Source organism: Chryseobacterium oranimense, from assembly GCF_900129755.1.
Lineage (GTDB): Bacteria > Bacteroidota > Bacteroidia > Flavobacteriales > Weeksellaceae > Chryseobacterium > Chryseobacterium oranimense.
This window is the reverse complement of the sequence record NZ_FQWT01000003.1, coordinates 154329-170024: the sequence shown is the minus strand read 5'-3', so window position 1 is coordinate 170024 and position 15696 is coordinate 154329. Positions and strand designations below refer to the sequence as shown.

The window sequence follows — 15696 nt, the reverse complement described above, 5'->3', positions numbered from 1 at the left end:
GCGAATTCAAATTTATGAATAATTTACAAACCACCAAATAAAAAATAAATAAAATGTAAAAATTAAAAACTTGACTGTCAGGTATATATACTTATATGTCACATACCTTCACACAACTTATTGATTTTAAAAATCACCTTACAATACTATATATGAATAACACTCAAATGCAGGCCGGAGAGATCCCGGCTGCTTCCTTACCTCACATTTCGGGGAATTTTGGAAATATTTTTCATTCTGATAATTATGATCACTATCGTTCCGCCGTTAAAGAAACTTTAGACCTTGTGGGAACATTTCTTCACAGAAATACCAAACCCTTCAGCGGAATAGAAGCCAAAGAAATGAAAGGCATGGTAGAAAAGATAGACCTTAATCAAAAACTGTCTTCTTACCACGAACTTCTTCAGGAAGTAGATACTATATATGTAAAGCACGCCACCGCTTTCCACTTACCACAATATGTGGCACACCTTAATTGTCCTGTCGTAATCCCTGCACTGGCCGGAGAAATCCTTGTCAGCACTATCAATTCCTCCCAGGATACCTACGACCAGAGCGCCGGGGGAACATTTATGGAAAGAAAACTGATCGACTGGACGGCTGAACAGTTGGGATACAGTGCAGAAACCAGTGACGGTGTTTTCACAGCCGGAGGATCACAAAGTAACCTGATGGGCCTTGTGATGATGCGCGACTGCTTTTCCCAAAAAAGATACCATCACAATATTAAGCTGGATGGTCTTCCAAAGGAAGCGGGACGTTTCAGAATCTTTGTTTCTGATAAATCTCACTTCAGCAACTTAAAAAATGCCTCAATCATGGGACTGGGCGAGAAAAGTATCGTTAAAGTTCCTACGGATGAAAGATTCTGTATGGATATTTCTTTACTTAAAAAATACATCAAGCGGGAAGAGCAGCTGGGAAACATTCCTATCGGAATTGTAGCCACGGCAGGAACTACAGATTTCGGAAACGTAGATCCGCTGGAAGATATCGCCAATATAGCAGAACATTACAATATCTGGATGCATGTAGATGCCGCTTACGGATGTGCTTTATTATTAAGCGAAAAATACCGTCATCTTCTGAATGGTATTGAAAGAGCAGATTCTGTGACGATAGATTATCATAAATCATTCTTCCAGCCCATCAGCAGCAGTGCATTTATTGTAAAGGATAAAAGGGAATTAAGAATCCTGAAACACCATGCAGACTATCTGAATCCTGCAGAAATGGATGAGGAAGAAATCCCTGCACAGATCAACAAATCCATTATCCAGAGTACCAGAAGGTTTGATGCTTTGAAACTGTGGTTTACGCTAAGAATGATGGGTAAGGAACAGCTTTCCGAATATACGGATACCGTAATCGATCTTACGAAAGATGTTGCTTCCATGATCAAAGAAAATGCTGACTTTGAACTCCTTTCCGATACAGATTTAAGCGTTCTGGTTTTCCGTTATATCAGAACCGATATTAAAGACCTGAATGCTTTGAACCAACACATCAAAATGAAGCTTTTCTACAGCGGAGAGGTTCTGGTAGCCAGTACAAAAGTAGATGGAAATTTCTATCTGAAATTCACTTTCCTTAACCCGATTACAACAACAGAAGACGTTCATCAAATTTTAAACAAAATAAAAGCTCATGGAGAAGACTTTAGTACAGCAAACTAAGTTTACAGAACAGGCACAGGAAATTACAGTAAGAATCCTGCTGAACGGAATGCTCCGCGAGCTTGGAAACGGAAAATTCTATCAGGGAGTTCCGAAATATGATACACTGACGGCTCAGGCACTGGAAAACAGTATCTATCCGCTGCACATGAGGTTTGAATTGAAGAAAAGCGATGTGTTTTTATTTGCTCCCGTTTCTTACCACTCCGAAAGTACTTTTCATAACTATGGAATGCCTTTATGGATCGTTGATCATAAAAACCAGACGGTTGCTGAAGCAGATCTGAATCAACTTATCGATTTGGTTTATCATGAACTTTCTGAAAAACCAACCCGGCAGGGACTGGAACTTTTTACCAAAAGAATTCAAAGCAGTTTCCACAATCTCCAAATGATCATGACTGAAGGTCTGAAAGATAAAAATACCTTAACCTATTCTTTCCTTGAATCTGAACAGCAGCTTCCCGTAGGACATAATCTTCATCCTTTTACAAAAGCAAGAATGGGCTTTTCCAGAGAAGAACAGCTTCTATACGGCCCTGAATTCAATAAAGGGGTTCAACTTGAATATTTTTTGGTCCACAAAAGCTGTGTAAAAGAAAATTCAGTACTAAATGTATCTTATAACGAATTTCTGAAAAGCATGGTTTCATTACCTGAAAACATTGAACAGAAATACCTGAATGAAGGGGAAACTATTTCAGATTTTTATACCTTTCCGTGCCATCCTTGGGAAGCCAGCTATCTTTTATCTGCCAAAGAAGGTGCTGAAATGATCGGTAACCGTACATTGATCCACATAGGAACGTTGGGCGAAGAATTTTATTCTACCTCTTCCATCAGGAGTATGTACAATCCGGATATTCCGTGGATGCCTAAATTTTCTTTAAATGTTCTTTTAACGGGATCCATCAGAATCAACACCGAGAAAGATCTGGCCAGAGGGTATGCATCAGCATTGTGGCGTAAGCATGCGGGCGCATCGTTTGAAAAGGATTTTAGTCAGTTTAAACTGCTTCTGGAGCCTGTAACATTAGGCGTTTACCATGAAGATAAAAATATTGAAAGCCTGAATCTTCTGGTCCGTGAAAATCCGTTTTCACCGGAAGATAAAATCATTTTACTGGCAAGACTTTGTCAGGATGAGCCTTCAGAAGGACAAAATTTCATCCAGCAATTCTTTACGGAAGTTTCAGAAAAATTGAGAACAAGTCCGGAGGAATCTGTAAAAATCTGGTTTGAAAAGTATATTCGATTATTAATTACTCCGCTGAACCATTTATACAGTCAGTACGGGATGACTCCGGAAGCACATCAGCAAAATCTTCTGATCAAACTGGATGACCAATTGCTGCCACAAACTCTTTTTGTAAGGGACGCTCAGGGCTATTTACTGAGAGAAAGCGCAAGAGAACAATACAGTGAGCTTTCTAAAGAATATCCTGAAATCGAAGATCTTTTCATCAGGGATGAGCGTCTTCTGGACATTATCTCTTATCATGTCCTGGTAAGTAACCTTTCTGCACTTATTGCCTCTTTAGGAAAAACGGGATGGGCCAGTGAAAGAGACCTGATCAATATTTTATACGATGAATTTGAACAGATTCACCACGAAATGCCTTCCGAGTTTACCCGTTACGCGCTTGAAAACCGCCATTGGGGAACAAAAACCAATTTTAAAGCGGTAGCTAATGAAATTGATGGAATTACCAGTGCAGGAGCTATTTCCTATGCTAAAGTCCCGAACCTTCTTCATTATCATTATTTCTCGGATCAACTGATCCAGCCGAAAGGAAAAGAAGTGTTTTTCAGCCGTTATTTTCAGAAAGATGATGTGACAGTCACCATGAGACCGATAGATCTTGATCAGGACCTTGAAATGCTTCATGAATGGTTTAACCGTGAACATGCAGTGAAAATCTGGCAGATGAACTGGCCGATTGATGAGCTGGAAACCTATTACCGCCTGATGCTTCCGGGAGACGAAGCGCACAGCTATATCGTGATGAGTAACGGTGAACCTACATGCAATATTGAGGTATACTGGCCGTGCAGGGATATTGTGGGCGATTACTATGATGTACTGCCCACCGATTACGGAACACACCAGTTCATTGCTCCGACTGATCCTAAGAAGAAATTCGTTTCTCCTTCCACACAGTCTATGGTAGATTATGTATTTGCTCAGCCTGAAGTGGGAAAAATGGTAGGGGAAGGCTCTGTAGATTCCCTGGCTTCCATGATGAATAAAGCCCATGTAGGCTTCAAAGTAGATAAAGTCATTGAAATGCCCCATAAAAAAGCCAATCTGAACTTTTGCTACAGGGAATGGTACTGGGAAAAATTCCCTCAGAACAAAAATGTAGAATTCACCGTAAAAATTGCTGAACATGAATAACGAAAATATATATAACGTGATCGGAATAGGTATTGGCCCTTTCAATCTGGGACTTGCCGCTTTATCCAATCCGATTTCTGAATTAAAAACACTTTTCCTTGACCAGAGAGACGGCTTCGACTGGCATCCGGGATTGATGATCGATCATGTAACCTTACAGACACCTTTCTTGTGCGACTGTGTATCCATGGCAGATCCTACAAATCCTCTAAGCCTTCTGAACTACCTGAAAGAAACCAACAGGCTGTACAAATTTTTTATCAGGGAAGATTTTTTCATTCCGCGTAAAGAATACAACCGTTACTGTCAATGGGTCGTGAGCCAATTACCACAATGCCGTTTCTCCACACAGGTTGTTGATATTGTGTATGAAGACGGATTGTATTTGATTACAACCATTCACACCAAAACCAAGGAAACAGAAGTTTTCAGAACAGAAAGACTGATCCTTGGAACAGGGACCCAGCCTCATATTCCTTCGTTTATTCCGAAAGAAGATTCACGTATCCTTCATACAAGTTCTTATTTATACCGCAAGGAAGAACTTTTAGTCCAGGGTAAGAAAATTGCCGTGATCGGTTCAGGACAGAGTGCTGCGGAGGTTTTCTATGATTTATTACAGAGTCGTAACGAAGATACCCGGTTAGGCTGGTATTCACGTCCGGATCGGTTTTTCCCGATGGAATATTCAAAGCTGACCTTAGAGCTTACTTCTCCTGATTATGTAGATTATTTCTACGGCAGAACAGAGTCGGCAAGAAAGACAATTCTGAGCAAGCAGCAGGCACAGTTTAAAGGAATCAATTATGATCTGATCAACCAGATTTATGATTTCATCTATGACCTGAATATTGATAACGCGGATCCTAAACTGACCATTATTCCAAACAGTCAATTGGATAGGGTAGATAACAGCAATCCAGACTACTTAATCCTTGAATTCACCCAACTTGAGCAGGAAGTTCCATACGAACAGGAAGCGGATTACCTGGTGGTAGGAACAGGTTACCGTTACCAAGAGCCTGCTTTCCTGAAGAATATTCAGGACAGAATTAAAAGAGATTCAGGCGGTTTGTTTGCCGTAAACAGGAATTATTCTATAGATCATAACGGCAGTGAAATTTATGTTCTTCATGCAGAAGTGCACACCCACAGCTACATTTCTACCGACCTTGGAATGGCAGCCTACCGTAATTCCTATATCATCAATGATATTTTGGGAAGAGAATATTACAAGATCGAAAAGAAAATTGCTTTCCAGGATTTTGACGTAGAAAAACATGCTGTAATGCCCACTGCTAAAATATAATTAGAACAATGAACACCACTTTAAATAATACAACCATCAGCCAGAAAATCTGGCTGCAGGCCAACAGGGATCTTATGGCTAAGACCATTGCAGAACTGATGCATGAAGAAAGGCTGAAACCGATTCCCGTACTTCAGGATGAATCCGGATTTACCGTATTTAAACTTGAAACCGGAGTTAAAAATATCAAATACAGTTTCCGCGGACAGGAAAGAATGATGGATTACTGGCATATTGATAAAGACAGTATTGAAAAGCTCGAGAACGGTGTAAAAACCTCAACACTAGATATCGCCAGGTTCTTTCTTGAAATGCAGATTATATTTGATCTGGATGCCAATACATTAGCCCGGTATACTGAAGAATTGCTTCATACTTTATATTGTGATGCACTGATCTTATCCAGAGGGGTAATGTCTTCAAAACAGCTTGCATTAAGCAACTACCAGACAGTAGAGCATCAGATGACAGGCCATCCGTGGGTGATCGTCAATAAAAGCAGATTAGGATTTTCCCCTGCCGATCTTGAAAAATTTGCTCCGGAAGCAGGACAGGACTTAAAAGTTTTGTGGCTTGCGGCACATAACGACAGGTCAGCTTTCCAATCGCTGAAACATATCGATCAGGAAGGATTTTACCGTTCCGAAATGGGGGATAACCTGTTTGAAGAGTTTCAGCAAAAACTTACTGATGCAGGAAAATCTGTTCAGGATTATAATCTGATTCCGGTGCACCCTTGGCAGTGGGAAAATAAGCTGAAAATTCATTTTGCAGGAGATATTGCATCCGGTATTTTAATGCTCCTAGGGGAAGGAAGTGATACCTACAGCCCTCAACAGAGTATCAGAACTTTGTTTAATATGGATCATCCTGAAAAAAGATATTTGAAAACAGCGGTTTCCATTCTAAGCACAGGAAACATCAGGGGACTGTCGCCTAAGCAGATGAAAATCGCTCCGGCCATTACAGACTGGGTAAAAGGACTCATCAAAGACGATTCCTATCTGGAAACAAAAGGAACGATATTTTTAGGAGAAGAAGCTTCTATTGCTTACCTGCACCCTCAGTACAGTGAAATTACCGGCGTTCCATACCAGTACAATGAATTCCTTGGAGCTTTATGGCGTGAAAGTGCCTGTCAATATTTAAAAGAAGACGAAGAAATGTTCACCATGGCTTCCCTTCTTTTTGTAGATCAGAGCGGAGTTCCTTTGGTACAGGCTTTTGCAGAACAGGCAGGAATCAGTATTCAACAGTGGATCAAAGATTATCTGGACGCTTATCTTACCCCGCTTCTTCACATTTATTATACCCATTCTCTTTGTGTAACACCTCACGGAGAAAACATCATGGTGGTCCTGAAAAACGGAGTACCGCAGAGAATTGTGATCAAAGATTTTGTGGATGATATTGTGCTGACCACAGAAGCAAGGGAAAAACTTCCCGATCATCTGGCAGACGGACTGATCCAGTCTTCCAACAAGGAAAATGTTCCGTTGTCAATTCTTTTGGGCGTTTTTGATGCATTTTTCAGATATCTATCCAATGTTCTGCATACGTATTCAGGCCTTGAGGAAGAGACCTTCTGGACCCTTGTTCATGAATGTATAGAGAATTATAAAAATCATAATCCCCATCTGAATGAGCGTTATGAAAAATATGACCTGTATGTTCCTGCATTCAAAAGATTTTACATCAACAGTCTGCGCCTGAAAAATGGAGGTTACAGTGAAAACAAAGCATTTGCCATTCCAAAAAAGGATGGTGCATTGCCGAATCCTCTGTTTCAGATTGCTAATAAAAACCCTGTAGAAGCAGTATGAGAAAGCTTCTGCATCTTGTAAAGGAAGGTTCTGTATTTGCGTACGGAGCGATGACGGGGAGAAAATCGGAGCTCACTTCAGGAAGCATTAACCGTTCTATCTTCAGCCTGGCGATTCCTATGGTCATGGAACTGGTGATGGAATCTGCTTTTGTCAGTATCAATCTTTTAATTATAGCAAAACTGGGAGATAAGGTTCTCGGTCTTGTAGGAATTGCTGATAACTATATCAATTTTGCCAATGCCATTGCCATTGGTTTGGGTATAGCTGCAGCAACACTGACGGCAAGAAGAGCCGGAGAAAAGGATCAGGAAGGCATGGGAAGAACTGCCCACTACATCATATTGCTGGCTTCTGCATTTGCTTTACTGATCGGTGGTCTGTCATTCATTTTCGCAGGAGAAATCATCAGCTTTCTTGGATTTGATACAGGAATCGTTGAAAATGGTCTTCTTTTTTCCAGACTGGTCTTTTTAAGCATCGGTCTGGTGATTCTGCGCCTGTCCATCAACGGGCTGTTCAGGGGTGCCGGAGATGCCGATCTTGCGATGAAGTCCCTGTGGCTTTGCCATATCTCAAGTATGGTATTTGCCGTAATTCTTGTTTTCGGATTGGGTTTTATTCCTGCTTACGGATTGATGGGACTGGCTTATTCCACCGTTCTGTCACGTTTGCTGGCGGTTTTATATCAGTTCTTTATTCTTCTTACCCGCAAAACAAGTGTCAATATTCTGATGAAATTTCGCATGGATCTGCCTTTGCTTAAGAAAATCATGAAAATCGCCCTGGGAGGCCTGGTTCAGTATATTGTTCCTGCTTCCAGCTGGCTGATTATGGTTAAGATTATCGCAACCTTCGGGACTACGGCACTTGCAGGATACATTATCGCTCAGAGAATTGCCTCCGTGGCTACAATGCCTGCCTGGGGAATAGGAAATGCCGCAGGCGTTCTTACAGGACAGAATCTGGGCGCCGGAAACCCTGACCGTGCAGAAAAAACGGTGTGGAGAGCCGGAGGAATCAATATGACTTATCTGATATTGGTTGCCATATTCTGGCAATTTGCTGCCGGATATGTGGTGAGTTTCTTCACTAAAGAAGCCGAGGTAGCCCAATACGCCGTACAGTACATCCACGTGGTGTCTATGGCTTATCTTTTATTGGGCTTTACAATGGTGATCAGCCGTGCGCTCAATGCTGCCGGTAATATTATGCAGGTAACCCTGCTTTACATGATCATGTTCTATGTGATTCAGCTTCCTCTGGCTTATCTGCTTGGGGTAAGGCTTCAGTGGGAACTGAAAGGAATATTTACTGCCATTGTTTCTTCGGAAATTGTACTGGCTGTTTTGTTCCTAATGATCTTCAAAAATGGTAAATGGAAAACTATAAAAATTTAAAATGCACACAACAGACGAATTTTACGAAATTATAGCATCAGCAATCGCTGTAAAAAAAGAACTGGTAAATGAAAATCTTACCTATCAGGAAATCCCTGAATGGGATTCTATGTCACATCTGCTTATTGTAGAAGCCCTGGAACAGTTTTACCAGGTAAAGTTTGACTTCAACGACATCCTTGAAATGGGAACCGTCGGGAAGATTCGAGAAAAAATGAAAAAATACGATGTACTCGTAGAAAACTAAGTATATGAAAATTTTAGAAAATGTAATTGCCAACAAGACCCTCTTGTTTACAGATGCTTCCAGCGGTGCCACCACGCCCGTTGGAACGCTGTACCGGTCTTTAGGCCTTAATCCTGTAGAGAAAGGATTGATCTTTTTGTACAATGATAACCAGCTGTCCAGTGTTGAGGTTCTGCTCAATTTTTACGGGACGGCCCATGCTATTGCCGTTTTGGGACAGAAACTTCACCCTGAGTTTAAAGAGCGTCTGGAAGCAGAGTACCGCCCGAAATATATCTTTGATCCCTCCAGAGATGAGGTTCAGGGATATGAGCTGAAGGAATTCTCGGAAACGGTGAAAATTTTTGCTAAAAAAGATTATAAATCTGAAGTGGTTATTCATCCCGAAATCAAGATCCTGCTGAGTACGTCCGGAACCACCGGAATTCCGAAGCTGGTGAAGCTTTCCGATGAAAACCTTTATCAGAATGCCATCAGCATCCTTCAGTACATGCCGATCCTGGAAACAGATGTCGTTCCGTTTAACGTACCGATTAATTTCGTGTACGGTTTTTCTATTTTTACCACCAACTGCATGCGGGCGGGAAGAATAGTATGTACGGATAAAGACATTATGCAGAAAGCCTTCTGGGACGAAATGGAGGAATATGGTTACAGCACACTTGGCGGTGTTCCGTATCTGTATGAAAACCTGAACAGAATAGGTTTTTTCAGAAAAGACAGCACCAGCCTGAGATACATGACTCACACAGGAGGTGTCATTAATGCTGAGCTGAGGAAAACTATTTTCAGCTACTGCCATGAATTCGACAAACAGTTCTTTGCCCAGTACGGACAAACCGAAGCAGGCGGAAGAATGGCCTACCTTACCACAGATGGGCTTCTTGAAGAGGAAACCTCTATCGGGACACCGGTATATGGCGGAAGCTTCCAGATCGATCCTGAAACGGATGAGCTGCTGTTCTTACATTCAAGCATCAGCGGAGGTTATGCCAACAAGCTTGAAGATCTGTCTACCTACGAGCAGCCGAAGTTTCTTCATACAGGAGACACGGGCAGAAGAGGGCAGAACGGATTATACTACATCACAGGAAGAATCAAGCGCATCATGAAGCTTTTCGGAATTCGTCTCAACCTTGATGAGGTAGAATTTATTCTTAAAAATGAGCTGGAAGGAAATACAGTGGTCTGTCTGAACGGCAATGACAAAAAAATCATTGTTCTGTATGACAACAAAGAGATAGATCCCCAGATCATTACGGAAACCATTAAGAATAAGCTGCGGATCAATCCGCAGTATGTACGCACCGAACACATAGAATCATTTCCATTATCACAAAACGGCAAAATCAATTATCCTCTGCTACAAAATTTACAGCATGAAAAAATTTAAAACCCCTATATTGCTTTTATTACTTGTCAGCCTTCCACATTTTGTTTCTGCACAGCAGAATGAACGTGTGAACGGAAAGATCATGCTGTCTGAAAAAGTGCCCGTAAAGAATGCGCTTTTAAGGTTGGTAAATACGCCATATCAGGCAAAAACCAATAATTCGGGAGAATATTACTTTGATAATGTGCCACCGGGAGAATATACGCTTCAGGTGGTTCTGAATGATATTGAATTGATGCGGGAGCAGATCCGCATCGAAAAAGATGTCTTTGAAATTCCGGCAATTTACACTTCTTCCGTAGAAAATAATGTTATTGAGGGAATTACCGTGTATGCTTTCAGCAGAAACAAATTTCTGGATAAAGACAGTACTTCCGTCTCTAAAATGCCGTTGAAAAACATCGAAAATCCACAGTTCTACACAAGCATTAACCAGCAGATCCTTAAAGAGCAGCTTATTTATGACGTGTCTGAGGCCTTGAAAAATGCTCCGGGAGTTGTAAAAATGCAGGGAAGTGCCGGAAGAGCAGGCGACGGAAGTTTTTATTATAATTTAAGAGGTTTCCCAACCAGGGTTTCTATGGTAGATGGAGTTCCCGCAACCACCAACTCGGAAATTGACCCTGCAGATATTGAACGGATGGATGTCATCAAAGGACCTTCCGGGACTTTGTATGGAGGTACGGTGAATTCTTTTGGAGGATTGGTGAATGTGGTGACGAAAAAACCTAAAGATTATTTCGGAGGCGAGGTTTCTTATCTTTTGGGAAGCTATAACCTGAACCGTGTGACGGCTGATGTATACGGCCCGATTACGGATTCAAGGAAAACATTGTTCCGTTTGAATGCTGCCTACCAGTATCAGAACGGATTCAGGGATTCTGAGTTCAGAAAATCGATGTTTGTAGCACCTACATTAAGCTACCAGGTGAATGACAGACTGAAATTCAGTCTTGGTGCTCAGATTTACACCTACGAAGGAACCAACACCCCGATTATCTTTTTACCGAGGACCAGACCCTTTATTGCAACAACTCCGGATGAGCTTGGATACGACTGGAAAAAATCATATTCCAATAATGACATGAGCTTAAAGGCACCTTCCATCAACGTAAAGGCTGAGGTGAATTACAAAATTTCAGATCAGTGGAGTTCACAGACTTTGATCTCAAGAAACTACAGGAAAACGGAGGGATTGTACCAGTACCAGTTCATGAGAGGAGCTACGGATAATCTTCTGGAGCGTAATGTACAGTGGCAGAATGGCGAAGGAGCATCTACCAGTTTTCAGCAGAATTTTAACGGGGAATTCAAGATAGGAAATATTAAAAATAAACTTCTAGTTGGCTTAGATTATTTAAACCAGTCTCAGAATAATAACCTTTCTCCGATTGTTGTATTTGATTATATTGATCCCAGAAATCCTACAGCGCCGGTAGTACCGCCGGTAACGGGCACATATGGTAATATATCCCGAGATCTGGCATTACAAAAAATTCAGAGTTCTACAGCACCTTTAGTAAGAAATACAGCATCCAGCAATATGTATGGTGCTTATATTTCTGATGCAGTATATATTACGGAACGTTTGGTTGCTTTGCTGAGTTTACGCTTCGATCATTATGAAAGTAAAGGACAGCTTGATTTAATTAAGAATATCAGTACAGGAACATTCAATCAGAATGCATGGTCTCCAAAATTAGGTTTATCCTATCAGATTTTAAAAGAGCATTTATCAGCGTATGCCAACTATATGAATGGTTTCAGCAATGTAGTTCCGGTTGCGCAGCCGCTTTCAGATTACAGCGGGGATTTCAAGCCGCAGAGATCCAATCAGTGGGAAGCAGGATTTAAAGGTAATCTTTGGAGAAACAGGGTAAATTTTACGGTTGGATATTATGATATTCTGGTTGATAATATGTTAAGAACAGATGTTGTGACCCGAGACGGAACAAACTATAATGTAACGATCCAGGACGGAGAACAGAGAAGTAAAGGATTCGAAGTTGAAACCACCATGAACCCCATTCAGGGACTGAACATTATAGCAGGGTATTCTTATAACGACAGTAAGTTTGTAAGAGCTGCAGCCAACGTAGAAGGCCGCCGTCCATCATCTTCAGGGCCTGCGAATGTATTCAATTCATGGGTGAGCTACGTATTGCCGATCAAGGGACTTTCAGGTCTTGGGGTAGGTTTTGGTGTGAACCGTGTAGGGAAGCAGTTTACTGTAGATAACCTTACTACCGGACAGTTTACCTTCCCGGCTTATACTTTAATAAATGCTTCCGTATCCCTTGAAAAAGAACGATACAGATTAGGATTTAAAATGAATAATTTAGGAAATGTACAGTATTTTGCAGGACAGGGTGTTATAGTTGCCCAGATGCCCCGTAACTTTGTTGCAGAGGTCAGCCTTAAATTTTAATCATGAACTCTGTATTGAGAAAGACAGCATATCAATTACATCTATGGCTCGGACTCACATCCGGGCTTATAGTTGTAATAATGGCAGTTACAGGATGTATCCTTGCTTTTGAAAAAGAACTGAAACATGCCATAAATCCGGAAAAATATTTTGTTAAAACTGTTAAAAAGGAAAAGCTTCCGTTTTCTGTTCTTAAAACAAAAGCGGAACAGGCATTGCCGGATAGCCTGAAAGTGAGCAGGGTAGAGATATCCTCCGATCCTACAAGAAGCTATGCATTCCGTTCCCTGAAAATGAACGATCAGGCTTTGACTTACTGGGGCACTTATATCCATTATTACAGGGTTTATATAGACCCCTTTACCGGAAAAGTTCTTGAAGTGGAAAATGCAAAGAATGATTTTTTTGAGATCGTAATGGACCTTCACCGCAGGCTTTTACTGGGAGAAAAGATAGGTAAAACTATTACAGGATATTCTACCCTTACACTAATGATTATGCTGGTTTCCGGATTGGTGATCTGGTTTCCCCGGAAGATGAATAAGAAAGCTTTGAAAGGAATGTTTTTCATCAAAACATCTGCAAAATGGAAAAGAGTCAATTATGATATGCACAATGTCTTAGGATTTTACACGGTTATTCCTTTGCTTCTTATTGTTTATGCCGCATTGATCTGGAATTTTGAAGGTTTCGATAAATGGATGAAAAATACCCTGAACGGAAAAGCAAAAACTGATCAGAAAGCCAAAAGCACAATTCCTTCCGAAGGATCTTCAAAACCCGGGAATATTATCGATATAGTTGGAAACAGAGTGGAAAAAAGCCTGGCTGATAAGAAATCTGCTCTTATCACCTTTCCGAAAACGGATGAAGGAACCTATTATGCTGAAGTTACCTATGGCAATAGGCAATACCAGAATGAACAGTTTAATTTTGACCAGTATTCAGGTCAGATTTTAAAACATCAGTTGTATAATAACAAAAATATCGGATATGGAACTGCATTAAGAGCGAGGAATTATGACCTTCACATGGGTAGCATTTTTGGACTGACCGGCAGGATCCTATATCTCTTTGCAGGCATGATTGCCGCATCACTTCCCATCACGGGATTCATTATTTATCTCAACAGAAAAAAGAAAAAACCGAAGAGAAAGAAGGTCAAAGTAAAACCTTTATCAAATTAAAAAATAAAAATTCAAAAAAGTGTAACGTAACAGTTGCACTTTTTTATACCAAATATCTGTACATACAAAAACATAAACATCAGTGGGACTCATGTGATCCGCGGGAAACTATTACTTTTAATTTAAACCTTATAGGTTTTTAAAACCTATAAGGTTACGTCATACTCAAAAATCTGCTCCATCTGCAAAATCTACGAGAGATAACATCCACATTTAAAGCAATCTCCTGGCATTTTTCGCAAAAATCCCTATACTTCTTTTCATTTCGTCAGCATTGAAATTCCCGAAGCCTATTCGCATAGCAGTCAGATTCTTGGTTTGGTAAAGCAGTGTTTTCGGAATAAAAAGATTGTCCTTTGCACAATTCCTGCTCAGCTGCATCAGATTGACAGGGACATTCCATTCCAGCCAGAAAGCAAGACCTCCGGATGGTTTTTGAAACTGTACCAGCGCTCCTAAATGCTCTTCCAGAAGTTCAGCAAAATAATCCCGCCTTTCCTGATAAACCTTTAACGATTTTTTCAGATATCGGTTTATTTCACCTTCTTCAATCATTTCACCCAGGGCTTTTTCCATTAAAATATCACCCTGACGGTCTATAATTCCAAGATATTTTCGCATCTCAGCCATCAGATTTTCGGGAGCTACAATAAAACCTGTCCTGAATCCCGGTGCCAGAGACTTTCCGAACGAACCTATGTAAATCACCATTCCATTGGTATCAGCACTTGCCAAAGGAAGAATCGGGCTTTTATCATAATGAAATTCATAATCGTAATCATCCTCTAAGATCACAAAACCGTATTCATAGGAAAGATCCAGCAGTTCAAGCCTTCGCTGGGCACTCAATGCAACGGTAGTGGGATAGTGGTGGTGCGGGGTAAGGTAAAGCATCCTGATTTTCCGTTTTTTGCAGATTTCCCGGACGTTTTCCACGATAATCCCTTCTTCATCAATAGGCATTGATAAGATATTCACTCCTTTTTTCTGAAAAATCATATTCACGGAAAAATAACTCAAAGCCCCAACCAATACGGTATCTCCTTCAGAAAGTAGAATTTCGGAAACAATATAAATACTCATTTCAGTACTGCGGGTAATGAGAAGATTATTCTTTGAAATAGGCAGCCCCCGGGACAGATTAAGATATCTTGAAAGATGTTCTTTAAAAAATTCACTGCCGTCATGATTGTAGTGCCCCAGCATTTTCTGATTGGATTTCCTCTTGAGAATCGAACTGTAAAACCTTGAATGCTGGCCGATCTGAGTCAGCCTTATATCCGGAACCCCATCATTAAAAACATATTCACAGTCCGAATGTTCAAAAGGATTGTCTAAAATATTTGAGCTTTTAAATGAAAATCCTGTTACCCTGGGATAGTTCTGAAGGCTGTTCTTTTCAAAATATTTCATCTGTACAGGTTTCTCCTGATGTTCACCAATAATGAAAGTCCCTTTGTTCGGAAGGCTTTCTACCCAGCCCTGTGCAGATAGTTCATCATAAACGGCAACTGCCGTATTCCGGTGAATGTTCAAAACTTCACTGAAAGCTCTGGTCCCGGGAAGTTTGGTTCCGTAAGGCAGAAAACCTCTTTGAATAGCATTAATAAGCTGATTGGCAATCTGCATATAGATCGATGTTTCTGAATTTCTGTCGATTTCAATAAAACTTTGATAAGGAATTTTAACCGGACTATCCATAATATTAAAACTGGCACCTTTTAATGGTCCGGCAATATACTACTTTTGGAGTGAATAAAATTAAAGTTGTGGGTTGCGGGTTTCGAGATACGAGATACGAGATAATATTAATTTCAAGTTAATGCTTAAAT

The 15696-nt window shown here is 40.6% G+C and carries 10 protein-coding genes; 9 read left to right on the top strand and 1 reads right to left on the bottom strand.

Translation table 11 applies throughout. The features are described 5' to 3' along the window. Positions 1–152: 152 nt before the first annotated feature. From BUB03_RS11340 to BUB03_RS11300, 9 genes are read left to right on the top strand one after another with little or no spacing between them, the layout of a single operon-like run. Positions 153–1679 (top strand): pyridoxal phosphate-dependent decarboxylase family protein, encoded by a 1527-nt coding sequence (locus BUB03_RS11340; RefSeq protein ID WP_073063164.1) that lies wholly within the window; start codon positions 153–155, stop codon positions 1677–1679. Further along, positions 1651–4077 carry a GNAT family N-acetyltransferase gene (locus BUB03_RS11335; RefSeq protein WP_073063146.1) on the top strand — a complete coding sequence of 809 codons (2427 nt, stop codon included), beginning with the start codon at positions 1651–1653 and terminating at the stop codon, positions 4075–4077. Before BUB03_RS11340 ends, BUB03_RS11335 begins: the two co-directional genes overlap by 29 nt. Then, positions 4070–5386, top strand: a complete 1317-nt coding sequence (locus tag BUB03_RS11330) for a lysine N(6)-hydroxylase/L-ornithine N(5)-oxygenase family protein (protein WP_083538906.1) — start codon at positions 4070–4072, stop codon at positions 5384–5386. The genes BUB03_RS11335 and BUB03_RS11330 overlap by 8 nt, the downstream gene beginning before the upstream one ends. Positions 5387–5394: 8 nt before the next feature. Next, positions 5395–7209, top strand: coding sequence for an IucA/IucC family protein (locus BUB03_RS11325; protein WP_073063143.1), 1815 nt, complete (start codon positions 5395–5397; stop codon positions 7207–7209). Continuing rightward, positions 7206–8609 carry an MATE family efflux transporter gene (locus tag BUB03_RS11320; RefSeq protein ID WP_073063140.1) on the top strand — a complete coding sequence of 468 codons (1404 nt, stop codon included), beginning with the start codon at positions 7206–7208 and terminating at the stop codon, positions 8607–8609. Before BUB03_RS11325 ends, BUB03_RS11320 begins: the two co-directional genes overlap by 4 nt. 1 nt (position 8610) lies before the next feature. After that, the gene (locus BUB03_RS11315; RefSeq protein WP_040995130.1) at positions 8611–8856 is read left to right on the top strand and encodes an acyl carrier protein; all 246 of its coding nucleotides are present in this window, start codon (positions 8611–8613) and stop codon (positions 8854–8856) included. A gap of 4 nt (positions 8857–8860) precedes the next feature. Next, positions 8861–10249: an AMP-binding protein gene (locus BUB03_RS11310; protein ID WP_073063137.1), complete on the top strand. Its 1389-nt coding sequence runs from the start codon at positions 8861–8863 to the stop codon at positions 10247–10249. Further along, positions 10236–12677: a TonB-dependent receptor gene (locus BUB03_RS11305; protein ID WP_083538905.1), complete on the top strand. Its 2442-nt coding sequence runs from the start codon at positions 10236–10238 to the stop codon at positions 12675–12677. The genes BUB03_RS11310 and BUB03_RS11305 overlap by 14 nt, the downstream gene beginning before the upstream one ends. Positions 12678–12679: 2 nt before the next feature. Then, positions 12680–13864: a PepSY-associated TM helix domain-containing protein gene (locus tag BUB03_RS11300; RefSeq protein ID WP_073063134.1), complete on the top strand. Its 1185-nt coding sequence runs from the start codon at positions 12680–12682 to the stop codon at positions 13862–13864. A 213-nt stretch (positions 13865–14077) separates the two neighbouring features. On the opposite strand, the gene BUB03_RS11295 is transcribed toward BUB03_RS11300, so the two are convergent. Further along, positions 14078–15565 carry an aminotransferase-like domain-containing protein gene (locus tag BUB03_RS11295; protein WP_073063131.1) on the bottom strand — a complete coding sequence of 496 codons (1488 nt, stop codon included), beginning with the start codon at positions 15563–15565 and terminating at the stop codon, positions 14078–14080. Positions 15566–15696: the final 131 nt, after the last annotated feature.